This window comes from Rhizobium sp. AN68 (assembly GCF_030758035.1).
GTDB classification, from domain to species: domain Bacteria; phylum Pseudomonadota; class Alphaproteobacteria; order Rhizobiales; family Rhizobiaceae; genus Agrobacterium; species Agrobacterium tumefaciens.
The window spans coordinates 1807100-1819594 of sequence record NZ_JARWMI010000002.1; the positions used below are offsets into that span (position 1 = coordinate 1807100).

Below are 12495 nucleotides of genomic sequence, written 5' to 3' on the forward strand. Positions count from 1 at the left end.
GGTGCCGACGCCACTCGTATAGTGAAGATGAACCGAATGAAGTCCACGGGATGCGGCTTATGGACCTGCCTCGCTTCGAAACAAGACCTTTGGCGTCGATGACATAGGCCGTCATGATCCTTATGCGCCCAGGCGAGCTTTTTCGGGGAGACGGATCGAAGCCGCTGATAAAATAAGCATTCGCGAACACAAATGGGGATATGAAAAAGCAAGGCCAAATGAAAATTCGAGTCGCGCTAGATATGGTTGCGTCCCCTTGGGTTTTCCCACAAATCTGGCTTCATATTTGGTGGGGCAGATGTTGAGGAGAATGTTGGCTAGATTTGGCCAACGTAGCTTGTTGACCCCGAGGTATTCGATCTTCTCGGATTTGCGACGTATCGTTTTTGACCGCGAGGTTGTAGCAACGGCGTAATGACCTTGACAGAGCACCCTAGGAGTCTAGACGGGGTTTCATGTTCATTTTGGGAGTGAAGACATGAAATCGCTGGCAGCCGTTTCGGCTTTTGTGGGCAAAACCTTTGCGGTCTGGGTCATCTTGTTTGCCGTGCTCGGCTTTTATTTTCCAGATACGTTCAAGCAGATTGGACCGTGGATCGTCACGCTTCTGTCGATCATCATGTTCGGCATGGGGCTCACACTTTCGGTCGACGATTTTCGTGAAGTCGTAAAGCGCCCGGTCGATGTTACCATCGGGGTGCTCGGCCAGTTCCTCATCATGCCGCTGCTTGCGGTCCTGCTGACCCGGATTATTCCCATGCCGCCGGAAGTGGCAGCAGGCGTGATCCTAGTTGGCTGCTGCCCGGGAGGGACATCCTCCAATGTCATGACATATTTGTCGAAGGGCGACGTCGCCCTCTCCGTCGCCTGCACGTCAGTGACGACGCTTGCTGCTCCTCTGGTGACGCCCTTCCTCGTCTGGTTGTTTGCCAGCCAGTTCCTGCCGGTCGATGGTTGGGCAATGTTCCTGAGCATCGTCAAGGTCGTGCTGGTTCCCTTGGCCCTTGGTGCTGCCTTGCAGAAGCTTTTGCCAGGTGTCGTCAAGGCGGCCGTTCCGGCTTTGCCGCTCGTGAGCGTCATCGGTATCGTTTTGATCGTCTCGGCGGTTGTCGGCGCATCGAAGGGTGCGATCGTGCAGTCCGGCCTGATGATCTTTGCGGTCGTGGTTCTTCATAATGGGCTCGGTTATCTGCTCGGCTATTTCGCGGCAAAGGCGACCGGCCTCTCACTCACCAAGCGCAAGGCAATCGCCATCGAGGTGGGCATGCAGAACTCCGGTCTCGGTGCCGCTCTTGCGACAGCGTATTTCTCGCCGCTCGCAGCTGTGCCCAGCGCCATCTTCAGTGTCTGGCACAACATCTCCGGCGCGCTCCTTGCCAACTGGTTTTCGGGACGCGTGGATACAGAGACGACGAAAGCCGTATAAGATCGCCGGCCGGAGACTGGCCGACGTGATGTGAAGCAGCCCGAAGAGGTTCTTCGGGATATGACGCTGCAGGTCCGGAGCGCCTCGACCAAAATCGCCATCGACGTGGAAGCACTATCCGCGTCGATGGGGGAAGGCGACGATCAAGAGCATGAAAGTGTCAAAGCCCCGACCGATTTCATATCAATAAGGGTGTCGGCTGCAAGGTTGCTTGTTATCGCACCACAAAGACTGCCGGTGGTGACGATCTGTCCGCGCTTCAGCGTTCCATCCCTGTTGAGCGGGGAATTGGCGAAAGCGATAAGCGGGGCGAGCGGATCGATATTGGGGTGTTTCACCACCGCATCGAAACGAAACCCTGTACCTTCGGTCACCGTCAGATGCGGCAGTTCCCCGGTATTTTCGGCAAAGGTATTGACGATTGCCGCGTCGATTTCCGGCCCGAGAACAAACCCGCGATTGGCAAGTCGATCCGCCAGAAAGAGCGGGAAGGGGACTTGGTTCTTTTCCACCAACCGGTAGCCGAGCAGCTCGACGCCGAGATGAACGGCGTCGATATGCGTCAGTATGTCGGCTCTGCTGAGCGGTGTGGCGGTTGCGACGGGAATATCGGAGGCGAGGGTGAAGCAGATTTCCACCTCGATGCCTTCGATGTCTGCTCCGGGAAAAGACGCGATAGCGTCGTCACCGACCCGGTAACAATCGACCATCGGCGCAGCGACCGCGTTCCCGTCCGGCCGGATCGCCAGCTTCCAGCCTCCGACTGTTTTACCGGAAGCTTCAACGAAAGCGCGTTGAACGGCCATGGCTTCCTCAAGGCCGTCTGGAACGAGGCCATCCGCCTCGATTGTCGCCAGCGCAATTTTGCTGCTGTTCAGGCCTGCTTTCACAAGGCCCTGGGCCAGTTTTTCGATCGCCGTCATTCCAGTCATCATCCCTCATTCTGTCTATTGGCCGAATGCTGTCACGATTTGGCGCTGCTTGCCAAGGCCATCAATGCCAAGTTCGACGACATCTCCGGCTTTCAGGAAGACCGGCGGCTTCATGCCAAGGCCGACGCCCGGCGGCGTGCCGGTCGTGACGACGTCACCGGGCATGAGGCGCATGAAACGGCTGATATAGGAGACGAGAGTGGCGATCGGAAAGATCATCTTCGCGGTCGATCCCGTCTGCATGCGCTGGCCGTTGACATCGAGCCACAGCCCAAGGTTCTGCACATCGTCGATTTCGTCAGGGGTCACAAGCCATGGGCCAAGTGGGCCGAAGCCTGGGCCGCTTTTGCCCTTTGTCCACTGCCCGCCGCGCTCGATCTGGAACGCGCGCTCGGAAACGTCGTGGCAGACGCAATACCCGGCGATGACGGAATACGCGTCCTCTTCGCTGATATTGTATGCGGGCTCGCCGATGACGAAGGCTATTTCCACCTCCCAGTCGGCCTTTTCAGAATCCTTCAGAAGCATAATCGGGTCATTCGGGCCGGAAATGCAAGATGTGTGCTTGTTGAAAAGCACAGGCTCTTCCGGAATGGGCGTGTTAGTTTCCAAGGCGTGGTCGCTGTAATTCAGCCCAACAGCTACGAAGTTTCCGACAGCCCCGACACACGCACCGATCCTGACATCAGGTGACACAATGGGAAGAGACGAGAGATCGGTTTTGCCAAGATTATCGAGAGAACGGCGCGACAGCGTCTGCCCTGTAATGTCGATGACAATGGAAGACAGATCGCGGATATTGCCCTCGGCATCGATTGCTCCCGGCCTTTCTTGACCGGATGGGCCGTAGCGGAGAAATTTCATGTTGATTTCCTTATGCAGCCGATTGCTGAAGGGCGTTTTCGCCAAGCGAGAATTCGAGCCGGTAGAGCCCGCTTTCTACTGACCCCGTAAGGTCCTGTTTCGATAGTCTCTGTGCCAGAGCGTCGCTCGCATTTGTGACGGAAAAGGCTGAGCCGCCTTCGATCAGGATGATCCAGTTAGGCACGCCCACCTGTCGTCCCTTGCGCTCGGCGGTCTCAAGGCTGCTGGCCCGATTGTCCGCAATGCACAGGTGCACGCCGCTTACACCACTCAGTCTGCCGATCTCGGCCAGCGCCTCTGATAGTGCTGATCGTAACATCGCCTTCCGCTCATCGAATGCATCGAACCGGAAGGTGGCAATAAAACCGCCGTCACCACATGAGTGGGAGAACTCGGTATTGCACACACCGCGCGTCGTATTGCGAAAGTCGGCCGTCGATTTCTTCGTCCACGGCGTCGGGTCGTTCAGCCGCTCCAGATAGGGTTGGCCAACCAGAACCTGCGCGTCAGCCGCCTCGTAGAGCGTGAAATATTCCGGCGTGCCCCGTTCGGCGACATAACGGCGTCCGCGCAGGAAGCCGGGGATCGCTACGCGTTCCGGAATATGTTCGCGATTGTGCCATTCTATGAAGTTTTCGCGGCCTTCCGGCAGGATGTCGTTCCAGATGGCGACAACCGCTTTTCCCAAAAGAGACATAGGTTACCTCAATATGTTGCACGACCGCCAGACAGGTCAAAAACTGCGCCGGTCGAAAAACTGCATTCGGAAGAGGAGAGCCAGGCCACCATGTTGGCGACTTCGGCGGGTTCGAGGAAACGGCGCATGGGAATGCGCGAGAGAATATCGTTCAGCCGTTCCTTCGGCGCATCGATGCTCATCGCCGTCATGGAAGCCGCGGGTGTGATGGCGTTGACGAGAATGTCGGATGTCGCCAGCTCCTTGCCGAGGCTTTTCGTCAGGGCCACCAGCCCCGCCTTGGCGGCGCTGTAGGAAGATGCCTGGTGCATGCCCTCTTTCGCCTGAATCGAAGCGACATTGACGATACGACCGGAGCGGCTGGTTTTCGCCGTTTCGATCATCAGCGGCACGAGGGCGCGGCAGACCAGAAACGAACCGAAAAGATTGACGTCAATGATCCTGCGGAATTCCTCGACGGTTATTTCCCAGAGCGGCGCGACGTTGCCGACGATGCCGGCATTGTTAACGAGAATATCAAGCCTGCCGAATTGGCTCCGCAAGTCGGCGGCTGCCGTCTCGATGCTTTGAGGTTCGGTGATGTCGACGCCGGATGACGGGAGACCGGCAAAGTGGTCGTGTTTTAGGGGAGTTGGAAGATCCCAATGGACGACCGTTGCTCCGCAGTCGCGAAGGCGCTGGCTGATGGCGGAGCCAAAGCCGCCCGCAGCGCCGGTAACGACCGCCACCTTGCCCTCTAAATCATAATATGTGGACATGTTTTAAACCATTGTTTCGCGTCCCAGTCCGGCGGTATCCGCCAGACTGGGAGCGTCCATATTTACTTGGCGATCAGGCCGTTGGTGAAGAAGGCGTCTGCCGGCATATCGGTCTTGATGCCCTGATATTCCTTCATCAGTTCGAGGGTCTGCTGCCAGTCGGCGACTGCCATTTCGCCGAGCGGTGCGGAGGGAGCTGTAGGTGACGGCAGAAGCTTGAGCGAGATTTTGAGCTGCTCCTTGAGGAGCTTTGGATCGCCGGTGGGCTTTTCCTTGACTGCTGCCGCTACCGCCGCATCGGGATCGGCCTTCGCCGCCTCGATGGATTTCAGCGACGCCGCAACGAAGCGCTTGACGAGGTCCTCGTTGCTCTCCATGACCTTCGTATTCGTGACGATCGTCAGGCCTTGCGTGTTCACACCGAGTTCCGCAAAGGAAAACACCTTTTGTTGCAGGCCCTTCGAATTGAGGACGACAACCTGGTTTTCGAGCCCGCCGAGAATGCCCGACGCGCGGTCCTGCATGATGGCGATGATCTTGCCGGGGCCATCCACGTTCAGAATGTTGACCTTGGAGGCGTCGACGCCGTTTTTCTTCCAGATGGCTGGCAAAAGGGCGAGCGAGGCCTCGCCGGCGCTGGCGGCGACCGTCTTTCCTTCCACATCCTTGATGGACTTTACGCCGGAATCTGCCCGAAAAGTCATCGCATAGGGCGAGGTGTTGAGCAGGCCAAGCACGGATTTGACCGGCGCGCCCTTCGAGGCGCCAGCTATCACGCTGCCGCCATCGGCAATGCCGAACATGTCGCCACCTGTTGCGACGGATTGTACGGTGCGTGCCGAACCTTGGCCTTCGCCAATCTGCAGATCGATGCCGGCGTCCTTGTAGAAACCCTTCTCGGCGCCGTAATAAAAGATGGTGTGGACGCCGCTCAATAGGAAATTGAGCCGGAGCGTCACCTTGTCTTCGGCTGCGGCCGACTGCACGCCCGCCAGACCGACGGCGAGGGCAAGCACGCTGCCTGCCAGTGTTTCCTTCATTGCATTGAACATTTTATCCTCCCTGTTTTAATTAAAGTCCTGGTTCAGGTCGCGCTCTTGCCCACGGTGAAATCATCGCGGCGCTGGGAGACATGCCACGGGATGGCGAAGCGCTCGATCAGTTCCACGATGCCATAGAGAAGCAGGCCAAGCAGGCTCAGCACGATGATGACGGCGAAAGTCATGCTGGTATTCATGTTGCCGTTGTAATTCAGAAGCAGATATCCGAGCCCGTTATCGGAGGCGACGAACTCCGCCACCACGGCAGCAGTGGCCGACAGCGCGGCAGCGACCTTGAACCCGGCAAAAAGCGAGGGCAGGGCGCCGGGCAGTTCCACCTTCCAGAAAATCTTCAGGCGTCCCGCCCGATAGCTTTTGGCGAGATCGTAGACATCCGGCTCGATGGATTTGAAGGCCACGATGGAGTTGACGACGATCGGGAAAAACGAAAGCAGGAAGACGAGCAGGATTTTGGATGGCAGGCCGAAGCCGACCCAGATGATGAAGAGCGGTGCGATAGCGATCTTCGGGATGATCTGGAGGATCACCAACAGCGGATAAAAGATCGCCTCGAAAGCCCGCGAATAGACTACCAGAAGCGCAAGAAGAGTGCCCATGACCACTGCCACCAGAAAGCCCAGCACCATCGGCTGCAGCGTATAAAGCGATGCCGTGAACACCACCGGCACGTTGTTATAAAGGTCCGCAAACACTCGGCTCGGAGCTGGCAGAATATATTCCGGCACCTTCAGTGCCCTAACCGCGATCTCCCACACGATCCCTGCGCCCACGAGGCTGCCAATCGTGTGGGTCTGGCCTTTGACGGCCCCCAGTATTTTCGAAAACATCTTTCCTCCCAAAATTGCCCGGCTGTTCAGCGAGCAATTTTTAATTATTGGAACAATGTTCCATATGGACTGATGTTTCGTCAAGTGGTAATTCAGGTTGAACACGAGAATTGGAATGCAGCGGGAGGAATGCATGTTGCAGAAGAAAAATGACAGGAAGGCCTATGAGCCGGGCGTGTTGCTGGAGGGCGTCAGCAAATATTTCGGCCATGCCGATGCGCCGGTCGTGGCGCTTGAGAAGCTTGACCTGACGATCGGCGACGGGGAGTTCGTGGCCGTTGTCGGCCCTTCCGGCTGCGGCAAGTCAACAATGATGCGGCTGATCTCCCGACTTTCTCAGGCCAGCACAGGCCAGATATCCGTCTTTGGTGACGTGTCAAAGGATCCGCCGCGCGGCATGAGCATCGTCTTCCAGAATCACGTGCTTCTGGCCTGGAGAACGATTATCGACAACGTGCTTTTCCCGGCTGAAATGACCGGCAGGAACCGTGAGGAACTGAGACCCCACGCGTTGGCGCTTCTTGAATCCGTTGGCCTTAAAGACTTTGCCAACCGATATCCGCACGAACTGTCCGGCGGCATGAAGCAGCGCGCATCCATTGCGCGCGCGCTGCTGCTTCAGCCCAGGCTTTTGCTGATGGATGAGCCTTTTGGCGCGCTGGATGCACTGACGCGCGAACAGATGCGTATCGATCTCGAAGCGCTCTGGCTGAAAAATCGCATGACGGTGGTGTTCATCACCCATTCCATCGACGAGGCGGTACTTCTGGCAGACCGCGTCATCGTCATGACGCCGCGGCCTGGCCGGATTGAAAAAGTGCTGGAGATCGACATGCCGCGTCCACGCGGACTAGCGGCACGGCGCGAGCCGGAATTTATCGAAAAGTCCGAGGAGATTACCGAGATATTCCTTTCGCGCGGCATCTTGCAGCGCCATGCCTGAACCGGCAGCGTCTCTTGTCTTCCGGTAGAAGAAAGAGACGCTGCAAAAACCCATTTGCGCACAGCTCCGGATTTTCTCCGGATAGTGGCCGTGCACCTGCGACCGGAGAATGAGATGGACAGGACGATCAATGTACCAAGCGGCGGCGTCGAGCGGACGATCGCCATGCTGGAGCTTCTCGCCCTGGCCGAGGAGCCGCTGAAGCTTTCCGATGTCGCTCATCAGCTGGATATTCCCAAAAGCGCGTGCCACCGTATCCTGACGTCGCTTATCGAGAACGGCTGGGCGTGGCAGAGCCCGGAAAGCGATTGTTATGCGTTGACAATGCGCATGGCGCTCGTTGGCCAGAAACAACTGGCCCGACTGCAGGTTTCAGATCTGCGCCAGCCGATCCTCAACGATCTCGCGGAGCGCACCCGTGAACTCGTTCGCCTGACCGCCGTGCAGAACAACACACTCGTCTGGGTCGGGTCGGCGCGCGGGCGTCGTTCAGGTCTGGTCTTCGAACCCGATATGAGCGCCGGTATCGTTCCATATGCTACGGCGAACGGCAAAATATGGCTTGCAGGCCTCGACAGGGAGCGGGCGCTCAGGATCGCTCTCGACGCCGGATTGGGTCAACCCGGCCAGCAGGCCGTGAACGCCATCAACACCATCGAGGCACTGAACAAGGAACTGGATGCCGTCTCCCGCCTCGGTTACGGCCGCGCGGTTGGCGAGGCCGAGGAGGGTGTGGGGGCAATCGCGGTTGCCATCCGTCAGGGGAAGGACGTCGTCGGCACAATGAGCGTTGCCGCGCCGCTGACCCGGTTGACCGATGAACGCGTTGCGGAAATTCTGCCTCTTCTCGTCAGGGCAGCGAGCGATATGGAAATCGCCTGGTAATCGGCATGACCTGCCGAATAAAATGAATACGAAAGCTTAATAAGGATCGGGCGGCAATGCCGCCCGATAATTGTTTGACTTAGGCTACGTCCGCGTCGAACTGGATGCTGTGCAAGCGCTTGTAGAGACCATCCGTCGCTAGCAACTCGCGACGGCTTCCCTGCTCCACAACCTGACCATTATCCATGACGACGATCTTGTCGGCGCGGTTGATCGTGGAGAGCCGGTGAGCAATGACAATCGATGTCTTGTTAAACGTCAACCGCTCAAGCGCGTCCCGGACAAGCGCTTCGGATCGGAATCGAGCGCGCTCGTTGCTTCGTCGAGGATCAATATGTCCGCATCTCTCAGCATGGCGCGGGCGATGGCAACACGCTGACGCTGGCCACCGGACAGACCGGAACCGTTTTCGCCAAGCTTGCTGTCATAACCATCAGGCATGCTCATGATGAAATCATGTGCGTTGGCCGCTTTGGCCGCAGCGATGATTTCCTCATCGGTAGCGTTGTCACGACCGACAGAAATGTTGTGCTTCACCGTTCCCGAGAAGAGGAAGGTTTCCTGACCCACGTAAGAAACATGCTCGCGCAGGCTTGCGAAGGACACATCGCGCAAATCCATTCCGTTGATCTCGACCGAACCGCTTTGCGGATCATAAAGACGCATTATGAGGTTGATGATCGTCGACTTGCCGCTGCCGGAAGGCCCGACCAGCGCAGTCATCTTGCCACCCTCGAAGAGGACACTGACGTCCTTCAGAACCGGCTGGTTAGCAACATACTCGAAGCTGACGTTCTTGAGTTCCACATTGCCGCTTGCCTTGGGGAGCGGCTGGGCATCCTTCTTTTCGGCAAGTGTCAACGGAGCGTCCAGAACCTCGAACATCATACGCACGCCGATCATGCCGCCCTCGATCTGGACACGCATGCGTGCCAGACGCTTGGCTGGCTCATAGGCGAGAAGCAGGGCAGTAATGAAGGCCATCAGGTCGCCCGGCGAACCACCTTTTTCAAGAACAGTGTAACCGGATACGGCGATGACAACTGCAATGGCGAGACCGGACAGTGTCTCCATGATCGGGCTGGTCGCCGCTTCAAGCTTCGCAATGCCATTGGCGCGTTGCTCGACATCGGATACCGCCTTGTTCATGCGCTGGCGCATCAGCTTTTCAAGCGAAAACGCCTTGATAACGCGAACCCCAATGCTGGTTTCCTGCACGACGTTGACGATCTCGCCGAGCGAAGCAAGTTCCGCTTCCATGATGTGGCGCACACGCCGCAAAACCAGGCGAACACTGAAAATCGCCAGCGGTCCTATGATCATCGAGATCGCGCTCAGAAGGAAATTCTGGGCGAACATTACGATGATCAAACCGATGAGCGAAAGAAGATCGCGTATAAAGGATGTGACAATGGTATCGATGACGCTACGGGCAGCCTGCGCGTTATAGGTAACGCGAACGAGCAATTCCGACGATGGCAGGTTCTGAAAGAACGAAACGCCCTGCTTTAGAAGCCTGTCGTAGATTTTGCGCTGCTGTTCGGCAACAATACTGTTGCCTGCCTTGCTGAGATAGTAGCTCTGTACGAAGGTGGCGAGACCTTTGACAATGAAGATTGCAGCCACTGCAAACGCAATCTCCAGAACAACGTCAAAACCCTGCTTCAGATAAACACTGTTGACGATATCGCGCATGATCCATGCGCTGAGAGAGGTCGTGCCGGCAACGACAACCATCGCCACAATTGCCGCACTGTACCAACCGACATGTTTTTTGAAGTTCTCTTTGAAAAGCCGCACCAGCAACTTCTTGTCGTTTGGCGACAAAAACGATCCGATCACAGAAATATCCTTATTTGGTGTCGACGCCCACACAGATTCCAAATTGCACATTCAGCTGCATGTTATTCATGCGGGATGGCTTTCTCAGTTTCCACTCGCTGCCGTGCCAAGCTCGATAATCTCTCTCGCGCCCGAGCAAAAATGCGCGAAAGGCTCTGGTAGGTAAAGAGCCCGACTGATTTGAGACCACGCCAATAAGCCTAGCGATCTAAAGTGTCAACATTGAGCGTTGATGCGGCCATGAAAAGGCGTGACCGGAAGATAAGTAAGGATGAGCGAATATCGTTACTCAGAGCAACAGATTGGGAGGAACTGCGCCTGACGAACCCGCAATGTACGTCTACAAGGCGCTGGCAATTCCAAGTGCGGCATTTTTCCAACCGTAATGTGGCTCCGGGCGTTTGACCGGCTGCGTGATTGACAAGCTGGCTGGCTAAAATCTATATCGACGCGAAGTCGCGAAAGCTCTCGCCTGAAACGTTCTGGCTTATTGGTGAACGGTGCATTATCCCATTCACTGATTGCAGGAGAATTTTTAGTTGCATCCCCGATGACCGTCGTCGGGCCAGTTCAAAGCAGGCAGGTCAGTGAATGTCCGATGTATTTTTTGATTTATCAGAACTGTATTTGAATTCCGGTGTGAAATTCAAATATTACGGTATAGCGCGAACCGTAATGGAAGTTGCATACGAGCTTACAAAGCTTGATGCGTCCATTCGATACGTCATATACTCACCGTTGCATCGGCGTTTCCTTGAGGTTTTCCCACGCGTAGGCGATGCGTCTCCAACGGGCGTACTTGATCCGAATATTCCTTCTTCGGCAACGCCTTTGCGCCTTCGTCAAAATTTATATGATAAAAACGCCATTAAAAACGCGCTTTACCGGATTCTGCACAAGATCGTTCAGCATCGCAACAGGAAGCGCTGGGCTACCGTTCCCGTTGGGGCGGTTAAGGATGTAGACCTCGACGGGCAAATCCTGATTGCGCTTGGGCGTCCGAAGATAATGTCAGACTATCTGATGGCTCTCGCTGAAAATGGCACCAAGCCGATTTTCATCCCGCTTCTTCACGACATGATCCCCTTGCATGATTTCACCCATCGAAATCAGTTTTCGTTCCCGAGAAACTTTATTTATGACAATCAGGTTGCGATCACGGCTGCGACAATGGTTCTGACCAACTCGGAGTTTACCGCGTCAGAAGTCCGGCATTTTTCGGAAGCCGGGATTTTGCCGGCCGTGTCATCTGTTGTTGCCGTTCCCTTATGTCATGAATTGCGCCCGACTAACGAGCCGGTTGATAAACATGGCCCGGAAAAGCCATATCTCTTATGCGTGGGTATCTACAACGGACGGAAAAACCTTGAGTGCGTCGTCGAAGCGATGCTCTCCTTGCATCAACGGGGCATTCAGGTGCCTGAACTCGTCTTGGCGGGTGCGCGGCGTAAAAGAGTGGAAAAATTTCTTAAAAAAGAGAAATTTGCGCCGCTATCCGGAAAGTTTCATTTCGTTTTCAATCCCAACCAGGCGGAATTGCGCGCGCTGTATGAAAAGGCTTATGCGCTTCTTTTGCCCAGTCGAATGGAAGGCTGGGGTCTGCCGGTAAGTGAAGCATTGTGGTGTGGAACGCCGGCTCTGGCTGCAGATGTTCCTGCACTCCGAGAGGCAGGGGGAGATTTGGCGCGCTATTTCGATCCAGAAAGACCGGAAGAACTAGCGGGTCAGCTTCAGAATCTTCTGGAAAATCCTGCTGAATATTCGGAATGGAAAAAAACTATCGCGCTTTCCCGTCCACAAATGCGGACCTGGAAAGATGTTGCGCAAGGAATTCTTGAGGCAATCAAACCCGTACGCTCTTGATACAGGCAAATATGCTCAAGAATTATCAGACCCGTTTAAATGCAATGCTGCCCGGGGATATTGTTTTCCAAGGCATATGGTCGACCGTTTTTTCGATGTTCCTGATGGTTTTTTAGGCGTGACGGCCAATATGGTTGGCCTTTTGCTTTTGTAAATTTTCATTTACGACAAGCAAATGTTCGATTCATCGAGGTTGAAGGGTAGCTTTAAAAATTGTGATAATCATGCCCTTTTAAATGTCTTAAGCGCAATTGGGGCACATTGGGCAGCTAATTCGATTCAGTTGAATCGTCTCGGGGGCGATGGCAGTTCTGCAATTTGCAGAGCAGTTGAATTGGGCATTCCGTTTTGCGTGTGTTGTGGCTCACGTGTAGGACAGCGACAGGATGAATAACTG

At 55.7% G+C, this 12495-nt stretch carries 10 protein-coding genes and 1 pseudogene; 4 read left to right on the top strand and 7 right to left on the bottom strand.

All coding sequences use genetic code 11. From position 1 onward, the window contains the following. The first annotated feature begins 478 nt into the window (after positions 1-478). Positions 479-1426, top strand: coding sequence for a bile acid:sodium symporter family protein (locus RBH71_RS11670; protein WP_111800763.1), 948 nt, complete (start codon positions 479-481; stop codon positions 1424-1426). 143 nt (positions 1427-1569) lie between these two features. Here RBH71_RS11670 and RBH71_RS11675 read toward each other — a convergent pair whose 3' ends face one another. The 6 genes from RBH71_RS11675 to RBH71_RS11700 all read right to left on the bottom strand — a co-directional run bounded on the left by RBH71_RS11675 (position 1570) and on the right by RBH71_RS11700 (position 6565). Next, a complete protein-coding gene (locus tag RBH71_RS11675) occupies positions 1570-2349 on the bottom strand; it encodes a 2-keto-4-pentenoate hydratase (protein WP_111800764.1) in 780 nt (259 codons plus the stop codon). A 24-nt stretch (positions 2350-2373) separates the two neighbouring features. After that, entirely contained in the window at positions 2374-3222 is an 849-nt protein-coding gene (locus RBH71_RS11680; protein ID WP_111800765.1) for a fumarylacetoacetate hydrolase family protein, read from the bottom strand. 10 nt (positions 3223-3232) lie between these two features. Continuing rightward, complete coding sequence (locus tag RBH71_RS11685; RefSeq protein WP_111827927.1) at positions 3233-3919, bottom strand: DUF4286 family protein; 687 nt, start codon at positions 3917-3919, stop codon at positions 3233-3235. A gap of 8 nt (positions 3920-3927) precedes the next feature. Then, a complete protein-coding gene (locus tag RBH71_RS11690; protein ID WP_111800767.1) occupies positions 3928-4677 on the bottom strand; it encodes an SDR family NAD(P)-dependent oxidoreductase in 750 nt (249 codons plus the stop codon). A 62-nt stretch (positions 4678-4739) separates the two neighbouring features. Beyond that, on the bottom strand, positions 4740-5729 hold the full coding sequence (locus RBH71_RS11695; protein WP_111800768.1) for an ABC transporter substrate-binding protein: 990 nt from the start codon (positions 5727-5729) through the stop codon (positions 4740-4742). Between the two features lie 32 nt (positions 5730-5761). Continuing rightward, positions 5762-6565, bottom strand: coding sequence for an ABC transporter permease (locus tag RBH71_RS11700; RefSeq protein ID WP_111800769.1), 804 nt, complete (start codon positions 6563-6565; stop codon positions 5762-5764). A 133-nt stretch (positions 6566-6698) separates the two neighbouring features. Here RBH71_RS11700 and RBH71_RS11705 point away from each other — a divergent pair, with 133 nt between their 5' ends. Beyond that, positions 6699-7508 carry an ABC transporter ATP-binding protein gene (locus RBH71_RS11705; RefSeq protein ID WP_111800770.1) on the top strand — a complete coding sequence of 270 codons (810 nt, stop codon included), beginning with the start codon at positions 6699-6701 and terminating at the stop codon, positions 7506-7508. 114 nt (positions 7509-7622) lie between these two features. Beyond that, entirely contained in the window at positions 7623-8393 is a 771-nt protein-coding gene (locus RBH71_RS11710; RefSeq protein ID WP_111800771.1) for an IclR family transcriptional regulator, read from the top strand. A 79-nt stretch (positions 8394-8472) separates the two neighbouring features. Here RBH71_RS11710 and RBH71_RS11715 read toward each other — a convergent pair. Then, positions 8473-10235 (bottom strand): annotated as a pseudogene (locus RBH71_RS11715) (ABC transporter ATP-binding protein). A gap of 591 nt (positions 10236-10826) precedes the next feature. On the opposite strand from RBH71_RS11715, the gene RBH71_RS11720 reads away from it, so the two are divergent. Further along, positions 10827-12098 (top strand): glycosyltransferase family 4 protein, encoded by a 1272-nt coding sequence (locus tag RBH71_RS11720; protein ID WP_111803172.1) that lies wholly within the window; start codon positions 10827-10829, stop codon positions 12096-12098. The last annotated feature ends 397 nt before the right edge of the window (positions 12099-12495 follow it).